Origin of the sequence: Echinicola strongylocentroti (genome assembly GCF_003260975.1) — a bacterium.
In the GTDB taxonomy this organism is placed as follows: domain Bacteria; phylum Bacteroidota; class Bacteroidia; order Cytophagales; family Cyclobacteriaceae; genus Echinicola; species Echinicola strongylocentroti.
In genome coordinates this window covers 1020869-1041682 of the sequence record NZ_CP030041.1, presented here as the reverse complement: position 1 = coordinate 1041682, position 20814 = coordinate 1020869, and the positions used below count along the sequence as shown (strand labels likewise).

Here is a 20814-nt window from a genome sequence, read left to right as displayed (position 1 = left end):
TAGAAAAGAACTATAAACCGGGTTAAATAAAAAGTCACGAAAAACCAATATACTCCCATGGAGAGTTTTCTTAAGGATACAGCAGCTGATTTACTACGGAAATACGATGATATGAGCAAAGTAGCCGTAGTATTGCCCAATCGTAGGGCAGGATTGTTTTTTGTCCAACATCTTGGCCAGCTGATCGATCGTCCCCAATGGATGCCAGCGGTATTGACGGTGGAGGAGCTTTTTTATAAGTTGGCCAATAAAAAGCCTGCTGACCAACTGACCTTGATTTTTGAACTTTACAGGGTTTATAACGAATTGCAGGCTGATGCGGAGCCGTTTGACAGATTTTATTTTTGGGGCGAAATGATCCTCAAGGACTTTAATGATATCGACCAGTTTTTGGTAGATCCGTCCAAACTGTATAAGCTGGTAGCAGAAATCAAGGAGATAGAGACGGATTTGAGTTTCTTGACCGAGAGTCAGATCGAGCTCGTTAAGCAGTTTTGGAAGTCTTTTGAGCGAGAAGGAAGAGGGAGTGCCGAAGGTCACAAAGACCGGTTTATTCGATATTGGGAGTTATTGCTGCCGCTTTATAAGCGGTATAAGCGTGAACTGGCGATATCGGATTATGCTTATTCAGGAATGCTTTATCGTGAGGTGGCCGAAAACATGAGGCATATGAAGAAGCCTTCTGTGCACTACGCTTTTGTGGGATTCAATGCTTTTACGGGAACGGAAGAATTGCTCGTTAAGCATTTTGTAAGTCAGTTTGGGGCATCGATCTATTGGGACCTAGATGCTTTTTATATCCATGATTCCGAACAGGAGGCGGGTTTGTTTTTTAGGGAATATCGAAAAGACAAGGTGTTGGGGCCCACTTTTCCCGAAAAACTTCCCCAGCGTATAAAACCTGGAAAAGCCAAGGTCAAAGTCTATCAAACGCCGCTTAAGGTCAATCAGTCCAACTTGATTGGAAGCGTATTGGAGGGGATGGGAAAGGAGGAGAATCCTGAGGAAACCGTGGTGATCCTCCCCGATGAACAATTACTTTTTCCAGTAATGAACCAGTTGCCCACCCATATAGGCAAGGTCAATGTCACAATGGGGTATCCGATAAGGAATGCCCCGGTTTATGCTTTTTTAGAAGCAGTGTTAGAGCTTCAGCGCTATGTGAAAGTAGATGGAGGTGAGGTGAGTTTCTATCACCAACCCGTAAAGGAGCTGCTTTCTTCGACTTACCTTAAGTCCGAAAATCCAGATTTTGTGTCGGGGCTTTTGGAAGGAATCCAACGCAAAAACCAAGTGTATATACCGCAAGAAGAGCTGAAAGCCGGAGGACGGTTTTTTGAACTGATATTTCAAAAGCTGGATACACAGGGGCTTTTTATTTACTTGGAAAGCCTTATGGTAATGCTTGCAGAAGGGCTGGAGGAGGAGCAACTCCAGCGAAGCTATCTTTACCAATGCCATAAGCAACTGACTCGTCTGAAGGATGTTTTTCAACAACAGGAAGAAATATCCATCAATCTTGAATTTTTCATCAGGTTGTTCAGACAGGTTTTCAGAGAAGTGCGGTTGCCATTTGAAGGGGAGCCTCTAGCAGGCTTACAGGTGATGGGGGTGCTCGAATCCCGTAATTTGGATTTTAAGAGGGTCATCATTGCCAATATGAACGAGGGCAGCTTTCCGCCCTCTGGAACACTTAATTCACTTATTCCATTTAATATCCGCAAAGCATTTGGCTTGCCCGTACAGGAACAGAATGATGCTATTTACGCTTATACATTTTATCGGCTCCTCCATCGGGCAGAAGAGGTGCATATGATCTATTGGACTGCTTCAGATCAAGGTAAAGTAGGAGAGATGAGCCGGTATATCCGTCAAATGATGATGGAAATGAACAGTGGTATTTCAGAGGAAGTGGTATTTGTACCGGTGGATGTGTGTCCCGAAAAACCCATTACAATTGAAAAGACAGACGAGGTCATGCAGCTATTGTCAAAGTACCTGGTAAGACAAGACGGTACTTCCCCAACGGCTTTTTCGCCCTCGGCCTTGAGCATTTGGCTGGATTGTAGGTTGAAGTTTTACCTGCGCTACTTGGCCAATATCAACGAGAAGGATAAGGTGGAAGAGGAAGTCAATGCAGCTGTTTTTGGTAACCTGGCCCATTATAGCCTCGAGTACCTTTATAAGGGGTTTATGGACCGGAAGAAGCGTAATGTCGTCCAAAAGGAAGATGTTGAACAGTTGAAGAAATATATTTTTCCTTCCATCGAAAAGGCCATAAGGGAATTTTATTATTTGGAAGACGAGGCGGACACTCGATTGAGTGGACAGCTGGCTATTGTGAGAGATGTAATGCAGAAATACATCGAAGAGTTGTTAAAGTGGGATGAAGTTGGAGCTCCTTTTCAGCTGATTTCATTGGAGAAAGATACCCATTATAGAACGGCCGTTTCGGTCGAAGCCAATGGCCAATTTTATCAAGTAGCACTTAAGGGGATCATCGATCGTGTAGATAATCAGGATGGAATAGTGAGGCTCATAGACTATAAATCAGGCCAAGATGTCAAGGATTTTCCGTCTATTCCATCGCTTTTTGCTAGGGATGATCCCAAACGGAACAAAGCTGCCATGCAGACGATGATCTATGGTCTGCTCTATCAACATAAATTTCCCGACAACAAAAAGCCCCTGAAGCCTGCTATTTTTAATCTTAGGGAAATATTCAATGAGGATTTTAATCCCTATCTCCAATTGAAAGAAGGAAGAGGGGGGCGGCAAGAATTGGAAAATTATCTTGATTATGAGATACCGTTTGAAGAGGGATTAAGGGAAATGCTTTCGGAGATATTTGATAAAGATGTGCCTTTTGATCAAACAGAGGATTTGAAAAAATGCGAGTATTGTCCCTATAAGGAAATATGCGGGCGATGAAGTTTTACATGTTTTGGCCTTAAGGTTCATATTAGATCTTCTGGATTTTAGATGGGTTTCGGCTAGGGGGATCATGGTGGCCAAACTCTGTCATTTCAGGACGTTTATTTTTGGCATGTCGGCCTTGATGACTGAGGCATTTTGGAGAATCACCTCGGTTCCTAAGATATCTTTTGCACCAAAAATAGTGATGCAGGGGATCTTACACCCCCAAAAAAAAGCCCGTCAAAACGAGTTGTTTCTTCAGGTCAATTTCTGAATATGTGCCAAAATTTCTTGCAGGGTTTCTGCTCCATTTTCTCGGGAAGAGTTGACTACTGCCGTTCGTCTTCTGAAAAAAAAATCGATGATATATCTAAGCAATTTTTTGGCGAGTATTGCATCGCGATTTTTCTGAAGAAATACAGGGGGATATGGCTGAAAAATCGGCTGATGATAGGTGGGTTTTGTAGCACTATTTTCCTGTCTTTTTCCCTCCAATATACTGGTGAAATAAGAGCTGAATTATCCCCCATTTATCCCCCGTTTTTTGCGAGTAAAAAATAAGTGTATTTCCCGATTTTTATACCGATCAAAGGCTTGGTAGCATTGAGGATTTCGGGGGAGGATTTCAGCTTATGTCATGGGTATTGGAAGCACTGAATGATCTTTTATAAAGGTGAAAAAAATGTCTAATCAGGGGAGGATTTTTGTTATGCGAACTTAGAAAAATAAAAATAGAGTAGGGTGGGAAGAGAGAAAATAGGCCTTAAAAGATAGCGGTATTTCTAAGGTTAGAAGGAGGGATTTATTGATTCTTGTTAGGGTCAATATAGCTGTATTTATTTATCGATTACACATCTTGGAGCTGTATTCTTGGCTTGGTGAATAGCGGCATTTCATTAGGGCTTAGGTCCCAGTACGTAGAAACAACCTATTGAAGTGGAGTAAATACCCTAATAAATTTACCAAATAAAGTTTCTTGGAAGTAATAAGTGTTTTTCATTAAAATTACTTTAAATTATATGTTGTAATGTATTGGAATATAGATATATAAAATATTTTTAGTCTAAACTAATTTAGCTTGACTTAATCTTTTTAGTTTAGGCTAAAACAAAATATACCTTCGATGTACATTGATAATGGGGATTACGCGGATATTTTTTATATCTTAGTTTATACAGCGAACGATCAATGAAGTCAAGTCATAAAATAGCACTTATCTACATTTTAATCGGAGGAAGTTGGGTGACCATTTCTTCTATGTTACTGGATCAGATTCAGTCCAAGCTTGGTATTGATAATGCGGTAGAGGTAGAAGTGATCAAGGCGTTGTTATTTGTGGGGGCATCTGGTTTATTGATTTACTTTTTGGTAGAGCGATCGCTCCGTATGGATAAGAAAGTTTGGAAGGGATATGCCGGGGTGTTTGACCATATGCCAATTAGCATGTGGGTGGTGGATCGGGCCTCTCTCAAAATCAGGGAATCCAACCTCATGGCCAGGGATGTTTTTGATACGAATAAAGACGAAAAAGACTTGGTCGGATTTGATGATTTTTTTAGTGTAGAAACTGAAGAAATGTTGGCCTTTTTTGGAGGTAGGAAAAAGGCCCTAAAAGAATATAAATTAGCCGATAAAAATGGTGATGAAAGGGTGATGGATATCTATGCTGTTCCCTTCATCAGAAATGGCAGGGACAAGCTTATGGTGGCTGCAGTGGACAATACCTCAATCCATCAAAACATCATGGAAAAGGAGTCACTTAATCAGTCGCTAAAAGAGCAGAATGATCGGCTTCGGAAATTCTCTTTTATGAACTCGCATAATCTACGCCGGCCTTTGTCCAATATTTTGGGGATGATGAATTTCCTTAGTGAGGAACGAAACAGTAAAGAGGTAATTGACATGCTTAAAAGGTCCTCTGAAGAACTTGATGAGGAGGTGAAAAAAATGAATGAAATACTAGCTGAAGAGATGGTACAGAATGAATTCAACATGCCAGTATCGGGTCATCGATCCAAGTCAATTCTTATTGTGGATGACGACAAAGTACAACATCTGATCAATAAACGGTTACTGCTAAAAAGCAACCCGCAGTTGGAGCTATATTTCTTTTCTAACCCGTTGGAAGCATTAAAATGGTTGGAAAATCATAAAGTGGACTTATTATTGCTTGATATAAATATGCCGCAGATGGTTGGCTGGGATTTTTTGGATCAGCTAATTGAACGAAAGATCAAATTAGAAGTGAAAATGCTGTCCTCTTCGATTGACCCAAGAGATGAGGAAAGAAGCCAGCAGTATGATATGGTCAGTGGTTTTTTAGTAAAGCCCTTAAAAAAAGATTCTTTAGGAGAGATTTTATAGGGCATTTATCGTTTTTATTTAAGTCTAATAGCGCTAAAATTATTAGTTTCGCACATTCAAGTATGTTTTATGGCAAATAAATCAAGTAACAGAGAGCATTTGATAAGTCCGAGGATCGATAAGATGATGTTAGGGCTGGCAGATGCTTTTGCATTTATCAGGCGATTCTTTAAGGAAGTTTGGATGCCGCCGTATGAATTTAGAGAGGTAATTCGCCAATGTTATAAAATTGGCTATAATTCTTTGCCACTGATCTCTTTGACAGGTTTTATAGTGGGGATCGTTTTTACTAATCAGTCTCGTCCATCCTTATCTGAGTTTGGCGCTACTTCGTGGTTGCCATCCTTGATTTCCATTGCGATTGTACGGGCGATGGGCCCCCTAGTGACAGCGTTGATCGCTGCCGGCAAGGTGGGGTCCAGTATCGGTGCGGAGATTGGTTCGATGAAGGTAACCGAGCAGATTGATGCCATGGAGGTTTCTGCGACCAACCCGTTTAAGTTTTTGGTGGTCACACGAGTATTGGCCACTACGTTTATGATTCCGATATTGGTGATGTACACGGATTGCGTGGCGTTAATGGGTGCGTTTCTTTCTGTAAGCAGTAATGAGAGCGTTAGTTTCTCGACTTACTTTGTCCAAGTGTTCGATGCCATTTCGTTTTTGGATATCTTTTCATCCATTATCAAATCCTTAGTGTTTGGCTTTACCATTGGGATCGTAGGTTGCTACAAGGGTTACCATTCCTCAAAAGGAACAGAAGGAGTGGGAAAGGCTGCCAATGCCTCGGTGGTATTGGCGATGTTTTTGATTTTTATCGAAGAATTACTGGCGCTTCAAATTGTTAACTTTATCAGAATGTCCTAAGGTATGAGAGAAAAAGTAGTAGAAGTCAGGGGGCTGAAGAAGTCTTTTGGAGAGTTAGATGTGCTGATGGGGGTGGATCTGGATCTTTACAAAGGGGAGAATGTCGTGGTACTCGGGAAGTCCGGTACGGGCAAATCCGTGTTGATTAAGATCATGGTGGGTTTACTTACACAAGATGAAGGTACCATGAACGTCCTCGGCAAAGAAGTCTCCAAACTCAAGGAGAATGACCTGAATGACCTGAGGCTTAAGATTGGATTTTCTTTTCAGGCAAGTGCGTTGTATGATAGTATGACTGTTCGTGAAAACTTAGAGTTTCCCCTTGTGAGAAATGTTAAGGGGCTTAGCAGAACTGAAAAGGACACGATGGTGGAAGAAGTGCTGGAAGCAGTGGGGCTTTCCCAGACGATAAACCAAATGCCATCAGAGCTTTCGGGTGGTCAGAGAAAACGGATAGGGATAGCTAGGACACTGATCCTAAAGCCTGAAATCATGCTATATGATGAACCCACAGCAGGATTGGATCCGATCACCTGCAGTGATATCAATAACCTGATCAATGAGGTAAGGGAGCGATACAATACATCTTCTATCATTATTACCCATGACTTGACCTGTGCTAGGGATACAGGAGATAGGGTGGCGGTGCTTTTGGACGGTCAGTTTGGCGCCGAAGGAAAATTTGAAGAGGTGTTTAAGACACCGGATGACCAAAGAGTGAAATCATTTTATGACTATAATTTCATTACATAATGAGAAATGATAATAAAAAATCAGTAATCGTCGGGATATTCGTACTAGTAGGAATTATCATTGCGGTAGTAGGGATCCTGACATTGGGAGCACAGCAAAAGGTTTTTGTGAAAAGTGTAAAGCTAAAAGCTGTTTTTGACGATATCCAAGGACTTCAGACAGGAAATAACGTCTGGTTTTCAGGGGTCAAGATAGGAACGGTGACCTCCATCAAATTTTATGGGGATTCGCAGGTAGAAATAGAAATGAACGTGGATGCCGACTCCAAGGATTATATCCGGAAAGACTCCAAGGCCACCATTAGTTCCGATGGCCTTATCGGTAACAAGATCATTGTCCTTTATGGAGGTACCACCCAAGCGCCAGCGATCTCTGATGGAGACCGACTGCAAGCAGTAATGCCACTGGATACGGATAATATGATGGAGACGCTACAGGAAAACAACCAGAACCTTGTCTCCATTACCAATGATCTAAAAGTGCTTACGGGCAAAATAGCCAACGGAGAAGGGATCGTCGGTGCGGTGCTGACCGATAGCTTATTGGCCACTAATTTTAAGAACACTTTGGTGAGTTTGGAGAGAACAGCAGCCAGTAGTAGTCAAATAGCCCGGGACTTGGGAGATTTTACGGCCAGTTTGGATAGGGAAGGTACCATCCTGTATGAGTTGTCCCATGATACGACGGTATATTCCAGTCTGAAGAAGACCGCCTATGAACTCGAAAATACCAGTATGACAGCCACTGAGGCAGCGACAAACTTCAAGGATGCCAGTGAAAAACTGAATTCAAAGGACAACGCTGTGGGAATGCTGCTCAATGACGAGGAGTTTGCCGACTATATAAAGGCGACGCTTAAAAATACAGAAACCTCTACCGAGCTGCTCAACGAAAACCTGGAAGCGCTTAAGTATGCGTGGATCATGAGAAAGGCGCATAAGCGCAAGGAAAAGGCAGAAGCCAAAGCGGCAAAAGAAGCAGAAAAGGCTGGTGAATAATCAGCGTAATACCTAGAATATGTATGTCCGCAATGATACCAGTAATCGCAGAAAGAGTAAATAGGCTCTCACGGAAACCACGGAAATCCCAGAAAAACCTTGTTTCATTCTGGGTGTTCTGAACGTTCCGAGGGAAATAAATTCTACTGGTAAGAAAGCGCATAATCAAATAACTAAATTAAAATGACGGCTGTTCGAAAAGGACAGCCGTTTTTCTATTGCAATTTACCAGCGATAGGTGTTGTACAATTAAAAGTGGTTTTTTTACAGTTGAGAATTGTTTTTAGATGGTTCACTAGAATTCTATTCCGCTGATGATTTTTTCTTTGGCCTCGGACATCTCTTCTGCATTAGCTTCCAATTGCTCATTATCATTGTTTTTATCAAGCACCAATTCCACACTGATGGGAAAATGGTCCGAACCAATGGAGTGATGTACCTTTATTTTTTTTAGTCGAAATTGGTCGCTTACGAAAATATGATCCAAGGGCCAGCGAAGGAACGAGTACTTGGCATGGAAAGTATTGAACATCCCCCTGCCTCTCCTGGGATCTCCCATGCCACTGATCTTTAAGAACAGTTCAGTAGTATAGCTCCATGCTACATCATTGAGGTCTCCCATGATGATGGTTGGTTTTTTTTCTGCCTTGGCTTTTTTTCCTACGATCAGGATTTCAGCATCTCTTTCGGTGCTGTGGGTGTTTTCGCCCGGCACAGGAGGAGTAGGGTGGATGGCAAAAAGTTTGATTGGCTGCCCGTCCAAGATGAGATCAGTGAAGATGGATGGAATCTCCTCATTAATTAGGTAATTGATTGAAGTGTTTTTTAAGGGAAACCTTGAATAAAGTAGCATGCCATACGTGTTTTCCAGAGGTAGTTCTACTTGATAGGGATACGACTCCTTGAGTGCTGAGACGGCTTTGGCCCATTCATTACTTGTTTCCACTAGCATAAATAAGTCTGGGCGCTCTTTTTTGATCAATGAAAGGCATTTACTGTAGTGGTTGTTGTATTGGTAGACATTGCTTACAAGTACTTTGATCGAGGTCTTTTCTCGGGAACGAGCAGGTTTGACCATTTTGGTATGGAATGGTGAATAAGGAATGATTTGTTTTAGCAGGTGAAGGAACAGTATACCAAGAATGATGATGATGCCGAAATCGACTTTTGATAATCCATTATAATCTACAAAAGCCCAGCCCGCTAATGCTGCCGATATCAATAAGAACTTTTGGAAGCGGGGATAATCAAAAACCCTAAAAGTCCAATAGTCTTTTTTTACCAATGGCATGAGTGTTGCGATAATAAGAAGAGCAGAAAAAGCGTAGAGCGCTGCTTTCATAGAACAGGTGATTTAAGGGTGTTTAAGTTTGAATTAAATGAGCAAGTGCCATGTCGATGGACTTACAATTTAAGGCAAAAAAACTTATATTAAGGAATCAAACTGTTTTTTAGGCAGTTATTAGTATAGTAATCTTTTTACCATTTATAACCATTATAAACATATGTCATTAGATCCTTATCATATCAAAAAGCAACTTGATACTGCAAAAGGGTCGCTAAGCTACTGGAGTTTGGCGTCATTGCAGGAACAAGGTCATAAGATCAATCAGCTTCCGTTTTCAATCCGGATTTTGCTAGAGAATGCATTACGGAACTATGATGACTTTGCCATTACCAAAGAGCATACCGAGACGCTTCTTAACTGGAAGCCGGAAGCATCTGACAAAGATGTGCCATATAAGCCTGCAAGGGTTCTCATGCAGGACTTTACAGGAGTGCCGGCAGTGGTGGATATTGCCTCTTTGAGAGCCGAGGCGGTTCGTAAAGGCAAAGACCCACAAAAGATCAACCCATTGATCCCGGTAGATCTGGTCGTGGATCACTCCGTCCAAGTGGATTATTTTGGCACCAACTATTCCTACAAAAAGAATGTGGATGTTGAATACGAGCGCAACGGAGAGCGTTATGAGTTTCTGAAATGGGCACAAAAATCATTTGATAATTTTTCTGTGGTACCACCTGGCATGGGGATCTGCCACCAAGTAAACCTCGAATACCTGGCCAAAGGGGTGATCGAGCGGGACGGCAATGTGTTTCCCGATACCCTAGTCGGCACAGATTCACATACCCCAATGGTAAATGGCATCGGTGTAGTCGGTTGGGGTGTAGGCGGTATCGAAGCGGAAGCAGCCCTGCTGGGCCAGCCTATTTATTTCATTATGCCACAGGTCGTAGGTCTTAAGCTCACTGGTAAATTGCCGTTGGGAACTACCGCCACCGATATGGTCCTGACCATTACGGAGCTTTTGCGTAAACATGGCGTGGTCGGGAAGTTTGTGGAAGTATTCGGTCCCGGTCTGGATACCCTGACCGTTCCGGATAGGGCTACTATTTCCAATATGTCGCCAGAGTTTGGCTGTACGGTAACCTATTTCCCGATCGATGACCGTACGCTCGATTATATGAGCAAGACCAATAGATCTAAGGACCAGATCAAGCTGGTGGAAGATTATGCAAAAGCCAATATGCTGTGGCGTGAGGATGAGGAATCAGTGAATTACAGTAGTCTGGTAGAACTGGATCTAGGCACTGTGGAGCCAACGGTCTCGGGGCCTAAACGTCCTCAGGACAAAATTTTGGTAAGAAATTTCAAAAATAAATTCGGCGAATTGCTGGAAGAAGTACACGGAAGGGAATATATCCCCATAGATAAGCGTGACAAGAGCCGGTGGTTTAGTGAAGGAGGGGGGCAGCCTGTAGATAAGCCAGGAGATCTTCCTGAGGACGTGGAGATCGCCACCAAGACCAAAAATGGTCTTAAAACTGTGGAGGTAAAGATCAATAACGAGGAGTTTGCACTATCCGATGGCAGTATCGTCATAGCGGCCATTACTTCTTGTACCAATACCTCCAATCCAAGTGTAATGATCGGGGCTGGGCTGGTAGCCCAGAAAGCAAGAGAAAGGGGACTGGATGTGAAGCCTTGGGTCAAAACATCATTGGCACCAGGCTCCAAGGTGGTAACCGATTACCTCGAAAATTCCGGTCTTTTGGATGATCTGGAAGCATTGCGGTTTCATATCGTTGGCTACGGCTGTACATCTTGCATCGGTAACTCTGGGCCGCTGCCCAAGCATATAGCCCATGCGGTGGAAGAAAATGACTTGGTCGTGGCTTCTGTATTGTCCGGCAACAGAAACTTTGAGGCCAGGGTGCATCCACAAGTAAAGATGAATTACCTGATGTCACCAATGCTTGTAGTGGCCTACGCCCTTGCCGGCCGGGTAGATGTAGACCTTAATGAAGAGCCATTGGGATTTGATCCTAACTTGGAGCCAGTTTACCTCAAGGATATATGGCCGAGCAATGATGAAATCTTCGAGGTGATGGGGAAAGTCCTCAACCCAGGTGATTTTGAAAAGAACTATGGAGAAATCTTCGAAGGAAACGAGCAATGGAAAAACCTTGAAGCTCCAAGTGATAAGGTGTATAATTGGTCTGAAAAGTCCACCTATATCAAAGAGGCGCCTTTCTTTCAGGGACTTAGCAACGAAGTGCCTGAGCCGCAGGATATCAACGGAGCCAATGTTCTATTGAAATTGGGGGATTCGATCACCACAGATCACATCTCTCCAGCAGGAGCCTTTGCAGAGAGCTCCCCGGCCGGTCAATACCTCGTGGGAAGGGGAGTGGAGAAAAAAGATTTCAACTCTTATGGATCCCGTAGGGGAAATGATGAAGTAATGGTCAGGGGTACCTTTGCCAATGTTCGTATAAAAAACCAATTGGCATCCAGAGAAGGAGGCTATACTACACATATTCCTTCTGGTGAAGAAATGACCGTCTTCGAGGCCTCCGAAAAATACCAGCAAGACAACATACCGTTGGTGGTATTGGCAGGTAAAGAATACGGAAGCGGATCCTCGCGTGACTGGGCTGCCAAGGGAACTACCTTGCTGGGAATCCATGCGGTCATAGCGGAAAGTTATGAACGTATCCACCGCTCTAACCTGGTAGGGATGGGAGTGCTTCCTTTGCAGTTTGCCGAAGGCCAATCTGCTTCTAGTCTAGGGCTAGATGGGAAGGAAGAGATTACCATTGAAGGTATCTCGGACGGCCTCAAACCACTTAAAAAACTGCAAGCAACGGCCAAGAAGGAGGGCGGTGCTGTAGTGAATTTTGAGGTGGTTTGTCGCTTGGATTCAGAGGTGGAGATTGCCTATTATAAAAATGGTGGTATTCTCCATTATGTGTTAAGGGAATTCCTGAAGCAAGATTGATATAGTACCCCCCAAATCATAAAAAGGGCTTCATGACATCATGAAGCCCTTTTTTATAATTATAAAACCCAAAATTAACTCAAATTTAATATTATTGACTTTTATTTAACCATTGTTCTCCCAATGTTACTTTTACCGCTTCACCAGTGTAATTGATAATGATATTAGAAGTCAGATCAGGGTCATAGGCCACAGGATGGTCTTTTTCTACCAGAATGATCCTGAAAGTTCTGGAAGTCAACATTCCTTCGAAATTTCCCTTGCGGTCACCTATGGTCAGCGTCTTGTCAGGGTCATTGTAGGTTATCGGGATGATAGAAAACTTGCCTTGTTCATAATTATAATTGGTTCCTTCATCTTCGTAGAGTTCAAAGCTTCCGTTTTGGCCTCCATACACGAAGAGGGTTATCTCCTCCGCAGGTTTCTCATCGGTGTATTCGATGGCAGGACCAAGAGGGATGATGCTGCCTGACTGCACATACAAAGGGATTTTTCCGTAGGGAGCATCGACGCTTTTCTGGACACCCCCCTCTTGGTAGACCCCCGTTAAGAGATCGTACCAGCCAGCTCCTTTGGGGAAATACATACTCCTGCTGGTAGCCTTGTAATGGTAAACGGGATTGACCAAAATCGAAGGACCAAACATAAACTGGTCATCGATTTCCCTGACAGCCGTATCTTCCCCAAAGTCCATGATCAAAGGGCGCATAATGGTGTAGTCATCATGATGGACACTTCCTGTCACCGAATAGATATAAGGCATCAACCGATAGCGTAGCCTATTATAAAAGACAATGGACTCATAGGCGGGATGCCCTTCAGGAGCAATATTGAATACTTCTCGATACGGATACTGGCCGTGAGCGCGATAAAGGGGAGTAAATGTACCGTATTGGTACCATCTCGTGTTCAGCTCACGCCACTCGTCCAAGGCCTCGCCTTCAGGATCAGGTCGGTCGTATTTGTCTTCCACAAAAAAGCCTCCAATATCTGTGGTCCAATAAGGTAGTCCCGATAATGAAAAATTCAGACCAGCAGGGATTTGCTGTTCCAACTCATCAAACCTGGCAGAAATGTCACCGCTCCAAGTGGCCGCTCCATATCGCTGGATACCGGGAAAAGCGGAACGGGTGAGAATGAACACTCGATCGTCTGGATTGGTGGCCCGCTGGCCGTTATAGATGCCTTTGGCATTGACCAAGGGATAGCCATTGAAGAACTCCGTGGCGGATCCCAAGGCTGTTGGGTTCATCAGGCTTTTGCGGTGTTGGATGGAGGCATTGGAGAGGACGTCGGGTTCGGTGGCGTCGAGCCACCAGGCATCGAAGCCCTTACTGTACAGTTTTTCGTTGATCTGCTTCCAGAAAAGCTCTCGGGCACCGGGGTTAAAGGCATCGTAAAACGTGCTGATATATCCTTCTCCGATCCAATCCCGCTGGCGGTTAATGATGTTTTGCTTATAGAGCCAACCTTTTTCATCAAACTGCCTGTAATGTTCGATTCCCTCGTAGAATTTTGGCCAGACCGAGATCATGATATGGGCCTGGTATTGGTCGTGCACTTGGTCGATCATGCCTTCAGGATCAGGAAAGCGTGCGGGATCAAAATCATGGCTTCCCCAAGCATCTTCCGGCCAATAAGACCAATCTTGGACGATATTATCCAGTGGAATATTCCGCTTCCTATATTCGGCGACAGTGTTCAGCAATTCCTCTTGGGTTTTGTATCGTTCGCGACTTTGCCAGAAACCCATCGCCCATTTAGGCATGACCTGGGCTTTGCCGGTGAGCTGACGGTAACCAGAGATAAGCTCATCCATATTATTGCCAGCCACAAAATAGTAATCCAGCATTTTGCCTGCTTCTGAACGGAAGGTATAGGTGCTGTCTGTTTTGTGTGGATCAGGAGGGAGAAATTTTAGACTGAGGAAAGACTGGGTGGATTCAGGAATCCATTCGATCTTAAAATCCGTTGCTGCTGCCGTATCCAGTGGAACGTCAAAAACCAATGGCCCAGGATTCCAGCTTTCCCGCCAGCGGTCTACCAGTAACTTACCGTTTGCCCAAACTTTTATATAGCCAGAATAGGTCATGTGGAAATGGTGCATGCCATTTTTCCTGGCTTGGAGCTTGCCTTGCCACGTGGCGACCCCATTGGCCATGTCAAAATCCTTGGGAATTTTGTTCAGATCATCCAAAAAGGCATAGGCGATATGGCCTTCCTGTTCGATCAGGCCTTCATCTGGTCTGCTTTTGTCATTGGCATAGATGGCCGTGAGAAAGCCTTCCTTTCCGTTGGCATCGTAGAGCCTTAGCTCGGACAGGGGCATGGGATCCCGGTCATCACCAAATTTGGTAATGGAGTAATTGTCCCAAAGAATGGCATAGTTGCGGCTAGATACCAGAAAAGGTACCGCCACCACGCTGTTGTACTGCGTGAGGTCTACATGGTAGCCTTTGTAGTTAAACAAGCCGGTTTGCTGCTGGCCAAGGCCATAAAGGGCTTCATCGGCATCGCTTTCGAAGCTTTGGCGGATAGAGAAAATACCGTCCTGATCCAGGTCCGCAGGCGGACCGAATGCCTTACCGGAGGGGGCTTCACTGAGGATGCTGTTACCGGAGGCACTTTTAAAAGTCACTTCGCCTGTTTGCTTGGACACCCAAGCTTGGAGCTGGGATGTCTTAAGGCAGATGGAATCTGCCGTTTCCACTTGTTCCCAGGTTGGTGGACTGGGAAGTTTGTCGGTGATCATCAGGCTGGAGGAAGGAGGTAGCTTGTCCTGCGGCGAAGAGGATACACGGATGATATTTTCCGTGATGACTTCCAGTCGGACTTGCTTAGGTGCGGTGGGCTCGTCAGAAGGGAGGGTAATGGTGATGCTGTTTTCAGTTAGAACATGCTCACTTGCCGAGGAAGAACAAGCCGCCATGACGGCCGTCAGGATAAGGGCAAAAATCAGCTTAGTACTGTACATAATGTCCGATTGGTAAATAGGTTATTTTAGTACAGTAAAGGTAGATAGCCACTCCTTATCCAAACGTATCCAAATGTTTACAAAGAAGGGGGAAATGTTAACTGTGGGAGAAAGGTTTGAAGGTTGGAATGTTTAGGATGTAAAAAGGGGGAAGAGGGGTAGGTGACAGATGCGACATTGCCTTACAGATTCAGTTTATAGCAGGGGTATATTTTCATACCCTTAATATATAAAGTACCTGTAGGTAGTAAATTGTATAATAAGTGAAAAGTTTTGTATTTTTTTCAATAGATTATTTTTTATTTGACTCCTTTATTAGGTATGTTGAGTAGTACTTTGGTTTGTAATGAGTTAGTTTTCTTTATCAATCAACATTAAAAACTATAATGACTATCCGTGAAATTGCACGTAGTGGAACAATTACATAATATGATTTCGATAGTTAAAGATCTCACCACTGGACTAGATTTTTGGTTCTTTTCATCAAAGGAAAAGAACGGGAAAACAATTTATCAATTAGGTTTGGTTACGTGTATGATTCCGGAGACTCATAAAAACTATTATGATTATACGCAATGATACCAGTAATTACAGGAACATTAAATAGGTGCTCACAGAAAACACGGAAATCTCAGAAAAGCCTTATTTCATTCTGGGAGTTCTGTGTGTTCCATGAGAAATAAAACCTACTGGCAATAAAGCGTATAATCAGAAAAACTATTTATCTAATGAGAAGTCCCGCAATAGTGTTAATATCATTTTGTTGTATATGTTTAAATGCATGCACAGGTAAAAATGGAGACAGGCATGATTTAATACATTATAAAGTACAGCCAAGCAAAGGTGTAAGCGTTTTGGCTTCAGAAATGGTACATGATGTTTCCTATATCCCTTTAATAAACCCAAAGGGAATTTATTTTGGAGCGTCGGACAGGATCAAACAGGTAGGTGGTGATTATTATATTTTGGACAGTGAAAAGTCAAAGACCGTCACGGCTTATGATCGGTCAGGAAGATTTAAATGGCAACTAGATAAGGAGAGAGATGGTCCGGAAGATTATAAGGATATAGCCAAAATAGCATTGTCCAGATTTACGAGCGGAGAGGCCAGCGGATACTGTATTTCAGCTATGAAAATGATGAAATTAGGTTGCTAAAGAGCGTGTCTGTAGGAAGCTTTTGGAGTGTAGGGATATTACTGGGCAGCGGAAAAAAGCTTGTGATGAATGAAAATGTTTTGGACAACGGGAATTATAAAGGGTTCCAGTTTTTAGACATTAATAATGAAGTACAAAAAGACGCCAATCTATCCCTTTCACTTTTAAGCTCTATGGGTGTCGTCCCAGAGAGTTTTGGCTATTATAAAGATGAAATTCTGTTTTTTCATCCGTTTCAGGGAGTAGCTTTTAAGGTGGATGAAGGAAATCAGGAGTTTGTGCCTTGGGTTAAAATTGATTTTGGCGAGAAAACGGTTCCACCGGAAGTCTGGAAAAGTGATGATCCAGAATTGTTATTTGGGGAGGTTAAAAGGAATAACTACGCTTTTGCTCCTTTTTGTGTTTATTTTGATGGTAATTCGGATCAGCTCTTTTTCTATTATTACGTTGGATTTATTGATACCATTCACCTTGGCTTGATTGACCTGGAGTCAGGTGTGAGCAAGGTTATTTCCGGAATAGAAAATGACCTTTATTTAGGTGATTGGCAAAAGCCTCAGGGTATGTCCAAAGAGGGTAACTATCTGAATATGATTCATTTATCACATGTTCCCGAGAAGTTTAAGGTGAAAAATCAGCTGACAGGAGATCCAGAAAGTCCTGTTGTACTTTCATACCAAGTCGATCCAATTGGGAAGTGATAACTCTTTAGGTTATTTTGATTCTCATGGCCTTTTAAATTAAAATATGTTCATAAATAGTAAATACATCTTATCTGTAGGGTTTTTGTTTGTCCTTTCTTGTAATGTAAAGGACCATTCAAATAAAGGTGACCAAGTAATTTCTCCTGTTGATAGTTTAGTTTTTAAATTAGATAGCCTTACCCTAAGCTATTCCAATGCCTTTCAGGTAGTTATGAGTGATTCATTACAACACCTAACGATGTTGAATGATATGACAAACACTATTTATTTTTATGATCTTAAGGCTCAAGGCGCGCCTGTTAAACTACTTCATTTTGAGGAAGGGGGTGAGGGATTACAAAATGGTTTAATGAGTTATCGGTTTCATAATAATGACTCAATATTTCTAATGACAAAAGGGTTATATACTTATCTATCCAATATTGATGGAGAATTGATCGATAGGTATAGTACCATAGACTTAAATATAAGACAAAGTATCTACTCTACTACAGTCAGTCCTATGATTTTCCGGAAAGGAGAGCTTTATTACAACTCCGTGTTTTTTGGTTATTATAAAGATGATTACAAGCCTTTAATGAAGTATAATGTTAGCAATAAAAAAGTTACAACATATGGTTTTTTGCCAGAAGAATATTTAAACGGGGAGTGGGGATCATTTCCCTATGATTATATTTACCAGGTGTATGACGAGGTAGAAGATAGAATTATCTTTTCGTTTCCTGCTTCCAATGAATTGTTCGAGTTTGATTTTTTAAATGATCTAAAAATCATTAACTCAAGCTCATATGGTGATAATATTTCGGCTCCTTTCGATTCTAAGAAATATGACACTCATTCTTCCGATTGGAATCGAGGAGTTAATTTGCAACCTATTTTTTTGGAATTGTTTTTTGATATTGAATCAGGAAATATAATTAGAGTAAAAAAACAGAAAGCTATTTTTGATAGATTAGAAGATACTGATCCTAAAAGAAAGATTGAGTTAATTAAATTCTCTGAAAGGTTGTCTCCACTTAGTTTTTCTGTTTTGGATGATAAGTATAAATATTTGACGAATCAAGGCTTTATATACGACGGGAAGTTATTTTTTAGAATTGATATAGATGATGAGGATATTATGAAGTTTATTGGGTTTGATTTAGATGAAATATAAAAAATGTTCTGACAAATATTGTTAATGCTTTGTAGTTGGTTTTTTTGGATAAAAACATCTATTTTTATTTTTTTTATTATTTATACTATTATGAAATATTACTTTATCATTTTTATTTTGTTTGGTCTTCTAGGTTGCTCTCGAAAAAAAGAAACCAATGAACGCTACACAGCTGAACAAATTTCCTCCCTTCATCTAGAACATTCAAGGGTTCTGGTATCCGAAAAGGATTCTTTGATACCGATAGATCTTAATCAATTTTATGGAAAAAGGAATTTCGATTTTCAATCCTTGGTGAAGGAGATTCGCCTGGTACCTTTGGAAACAATCGAGGAGAGCTTGGTAGATGCGATTTATAAGGTAATACCCACAGCAACCTATATTTATGTATATGATAGGTATAAGAGAGGAGGTATTGTTATTTTTGACCAAGAAGGCAAATTTGTTAAAAGAATTCCAAATGGCCCAGGGCCTGGGGAGCTGAGTCGTCTGTACGATATTGATTTTGATGAGGAAAATGACCAGTTGATTGCTTATGAACACTCATTTTTGTCCTTTTATAAGCCAGATGGTGAGTTCATCCGGCAAGTGCGTTTACCCTTTGGTTTTTACAATATTGTGGCTATACCAAATGGCTATTTGATGTTTTCATCTTCAGGTGATGGTAATGAGCATATGCAGGGATTAGAGCAGTACAACCTATGGGTGACGGATAAAAATTTCAAGGTCATTTCAGTAGCATTATCAAGTTATTATGACAATATTAATTATAGTTGGTATCGTTATCTGTACAAAAATCAAAAAATAATGGTTACCCAAAAATTCAACGATACCATATACCAGTATAATGCAAAGGCAAATCGGCTTCAAGCAAAATACTTGCTGGATTTTCAAGACAAAAAACTTCCGCAGCGCTACTTGGAAGGGAATTATGAGGAGTTTAAACGTACATTAAAAAACAACGACTATTACTTTTTTATTGGAGAATATCTAGACATAGGTGAATTTCAGGTGATCTACCTGGACAATTGGTATAATAACTTAAGGCCTATTATCTATAGAAATAAAAGGTCAGGTAATTTGGTCGGAGGAACGCATGGGGATATTAAAATTTCAGAATTACCACCTCTTGTTTTTCCAAAAAGTGCTTATGGTAATGAATTGATTTCTTGGTATATCCCCAATAAGGATTTCCCTTTTAATACCAAGAGTAACATAATCTCTGGAGAGGATAAGAAGAAAATCAAGGATCTTACCAAAGAGGACAATCCAGTACTGGTATTCTTTAGGCTTAATGATTTTTAGACCAGAATATATTAGCCTATTATTGTGGTCTGAAGCTTATGATAAAACAGATTTTTTCATGAAAAACATTATTTATTCGGTAATCTTCTTATTTCTTATGGGATGTTCCGAGAAAAGTGAAAAGAACAACCGCTATACTGAAGGGCAGGTTTCCTCTCTCAACTTGGGACAGATAAAGGCTCGGCGTAAGAAAATCGGTTCCTTAGAAATTGTGGACATTAACCGCATATTGCGACGAAATATTTTTGCTTTTCAGGATTTGGTGAAAACCATTCGGCTTGTTCCCTTGGAAACTACGAAAAAAAGCCGAATTGGCCCCATATATAAAGTGCTGGCTACTGATTCACACATTTATATTTATGATAAGGTTAAAAGTGGAGGTTTGGCGGTGTTTGATCATGAAGGGAGGTTTATCAGAAGGATACCAAATGGTAAAGGGTCTGGAGAACTGAGTGGTTTATATGATATTGATTTTGATGAGGAAAATAACCAGTTGATTGCCTATGAACATTCTTTTTTGTCCTTTTATAGTCCGGATGGGGAGTTCATTAGGGAAGAAAGTTTGCCTTTTGATTTCTTCAATATTATGTCTATACCAAATGGTTATTTGATTAGTGTAATGCCAGGTCAAGGTAACGGAGGTGGTGACGCGTTTAGGGATTTTAATTTATGGGTGACGGACAAAAATTTCAAGGTGATTTCAGTAGAATTACCAAGCCATTTTGTTAATATTAGTTATTATACTTGGTATCGTTACCTGTACAAAAACAAGGAGATCATAGTAACCCAAAAATTCAACGATACCATCTATCAATATGAAGCAGAGACAAACCGGCTTCAAGCAAAATACTTACTGGATTTTCATGAAACAAAACTCCCGGAAAGCTATTTGGAAGAGGGGTATGCGAAGTTTGAAAGTGCATCAATAGACAATGATTATTTCTTTTATATAGGTGAATACCTAGAGGCAGGTGATTTTCAACTTTTTTGCCTAAGGAACAGGCATAGGAGAAGTAGGAGTGTAGTTTATCGAGATAAAAAATCAGGTAATTTGACAGGGGGGGCGATTTCAGGCTTTAGGATTGAAGATATGCCTGACTTGCCTCCTCCCCAAAGCACTTACAAAGACGAGTTTATCTCTTGGTACACACCAAAGAAGGATTTTCCGTTCAATACGCAAAGCAAGATCCTGTCCGAGACGGACAAGGCTAAGGTACGTGACCTGACCAAGGAAGACAATCCGGTACTGGTATTCTTTAGACTTAATGATTTTTAGCTTAGAATATGCATTAGCCTATCTATTGTGGTCTGAAACTTATATATAAACATGTTTATTT

At 41.5% G+C, this 20814-nt stretch carries 13 protein-coding genes; 11 read left to right on the top strand and 2 right to left on the bottom strand.

Going from position 1 to position 20814, the window contains the following annotated elements; all coding sequences use genetic code 11:
• Positions 1–57: 57 nt before the first annotated feature.
• The 5 genes from DN752_RS03930 (at position 58) to DN752_RS03900 (ending at position 7898) form a co-directional block, all read left to right on the top strand.
• Positions 58–2931, top strand: coding sequence for a PD-(D/E)XK nuclease family protein (locus DN752_RS03930; protein WP_112782777.1), 2874 nt, complete (start codon positions 58–60; stop codon positions 2929–2931).
• A 1173-nt stretch (positions 2932–4104) separates the two neighbouring features.
• On the top strand, positions 4105–5280 hold the full coding sequence (locus DN752_RS03915; RefSeq protein WP_112782774.1) for a response regulator: 1176 nt from the start codon (positions 4105–4107) through the stop codon (positions 5278–5280).
• Positions 5281–5349: 69 nt separating this feature from the next.
• Positions 5350–6147, top strand: a complete 798-nt coding sequence (locus DN752_RS03910) for an MlaE family ABC transporter permease (protein ID WP_112782773.1) — start codon at positions 5350–5352, stop codon at positions 6145–6147.
• A gap of 3 nt (positions 6148–6150) precedes the next feature.
• A complete protein-coding gene (locus DN752_RS03905; RefSeq protein ID WP_112782772.1) occupies positions 6151–6900 on the top strand; it encodes an ABC transporter ATP-binding protein in 750 nt (249 codons plus the stop codon).
• Complete coding sequence (locus tag DN752_RS03900; RefSeq protein WP_112782771.1) at positions 6900–7898, top strand: MlaD family protein; 999 nt, start codon at positions 6900–6902, stop codon at positions 7896–7898. Before DN752_RS03905 ends, DN752_RS03900 begins: the two co-directional genes overlap by 1 nt.
• A gap of 295 nt (positions 7899–8193) precedes the next feature.
• Here the strand turns inward: DN752_RS03900 and DN752_RS03895 are convergent, their stop codons facing one another.
• Positions 8194–9240, bottom strand: a complete 1047-nt coding sequence (locus DN752_RS03895; protein ID WP_112782770.1) for an endonuclease/exonuclease/phosphatase family protein — start codon at positions 9238–9240, stop codon at positions 8194–8196.
• Between the two features lie 163 nt (positions 9241–9403).
• On the opposite strand from DN752_RS03895, the gene acnA reads away from it, so the two are divergent.
• Positions 9404–12181: an aconitate hydratase AcnA gene (acnA, locus tag DN752_RS03890; protein ID WP_112782769.1), complete on the top strand. Its 2778-nt coding sequence runs from the start codon at positions 9404–9406 to the stop codon at positions 12179–12181.
• 91 nt (positions 12182–12272) lie between these two features.
• On the opposite strand, the gene DN752_RS03885 is transcribed toward acnA, so the two are convergent.
• On the bottom strand, positions 12273–15155 hold the full coding sequence (locus DN752_RS03885; protein ID WP_112782768.1) for a TIM-barrel domain-containing protein: 2883 nt from the start codon (positions 15153–15155) through the stop codon (positions 12273–12275).
• A 728-nt stretch (positions 15156–15883) separates the two neighbouring features.
• On the opposite strand from DN752_RS03885, the gene DN752_RS03880 reads away from it, so the two are divergent.
• The 5 genes from DN752_RS03880 (at position 15884) to DN752_RS03860 (ending at position 20753) form a co-directional block, all read left to right on the top strand.
• Entirely contained in the window at positions 15884–16312 is a 429-nt protein-coding gene (locus DN752_RS03880) for a 6-bladed beta-propeller (RefSeq protein WP_112782767.1), read from the top strand.
• A 65-nt stretch (positions 16313–16377) separates the two neighbouring features.
• On the top strand, positions 16378–17013 hold the full coding sequence (locus DN752_RS03875) for a hypothetical protein (RefSeq protein ID WP_162633106.1): 636 nt from the start codon (positions 16378–16380) through the stop codon (positions 17011–17013).
• Between the two features lie 46 nt (positions 17014–17059).
• A complete protein-coding gene (locus tag DN752_RS03870) occupies positions 17060–18172 on the top strand; it encodes a hypothetical protein (RefSeq protein WP_112782765.1) in 1113 nt (370 codons plus the stop codon).
• A gap of 90 nt (positions 18173–18262) precedes the next feature.
• Entirely contained in the window at positions 18263–19477 is a 1215-nt protein-coding gene (locus tag DN752_RS03865; RefSeq protein ID WP_162633105.1) for a 6-bladed beta-propeller, read from the top strand.
• 58 nt (positions 19478–19535) lie between these two features.
• A complete protein-coding gene (locus tag DN752_RS03860; protein WP_162633104.1) occupies positions 19536–20753 on the top strand; it encodes a 6-bladed beta-propeller in 1218 nt (405 codons plus the stop codon).
• Positions 20754–20814: the final 61 nt, after the last annotated feature.

Coding starts and splice junctions, on each gene's coding strand:
- DN752_RS03880 (WP_112782767.1), top strand. CDS start 15,884: ATGAGAAGTCCCGCAATAGTGTTAATATCATTTTGTTGTATATGTTTA.
- DN752_RS03875 (WP_162633106.1), top strand. CDS start 16,378: ATGAATGAAAATGTTTTGGACAACGGGAATTATAAAGGGTTCCAGTTT.
- DN752_RS03865 (WP_162633105.1), top strand. CDS start 18,263: ATGAAATATTACTTTATCATTTTTATTTTGTTTGGTCTTCTAGGTTGC.
- DN752_RS03885 (WP_112782768.1), bottom strand. CDS start 15,155: ATGTACAGTACTAAGCTGATTTTTGCCCTTATCCTGACGGCCGTCATG.
- DN752_RS03905 (WP_112782772.1), top strand. CDS start 6,151: ATGAGAGAAAAAGTAGTAGAAGTCAGGGGGCTGAAGAAGTCTTTTGGA.
- acnA (WP_112782769.1), top strand. CDS start 9,404: ATGTCATTAGATCCTTATCATATCAAAAAGCAACTTGATACTGCAAAA.
- DN752_RS03900 (WP_112782771.1), top strand. CDS start 6,900: ATGAGAAATGATAATAAAAAATCAGTAATCGTCGGGATATTCGTACTA.
- DN752_RS03910 (WP_112782773.1), top strand. CDS start 5,350: ATGGCAAATAAATCAAGTAACAGAGAGCATTTGATAAGTCCGAGGATC.
- DN752_RS03870 (WP_112782765.1), top strand. CDS start 17,060: ATGTTCATAAATAGTAAATACATCTTATCTGTAGGGTTTTTGTTTGTC.
- DN752_RS03930 (WP_112782777.1), top strand. CDS start 58: ATGGAGAGTTTTCTTAAGGATACAGCAGCTGATTTACTACGGAAATAC.
- DN752_RS03895 (WP_112782770.1), bottom strand. CDS start 9,240: ATGAAAGCAGCGCTCTACGCTTTTTCTGCTCTTCTTATTATCGCAACA.
- DN752_RS03915 (WP_112782774.1), top strand. CDS start 4,105: ATGAAGTCAAGTCATAAAATAGCACTTATCTACATTTTAATCGGAGGA.
- DN752_RS03860 (WP_162633104.1), top strand. CDS start 19,536: ATGAAAAACATTATTTATTCGGTAATCTTCTTATTTCTTATGGGATGT.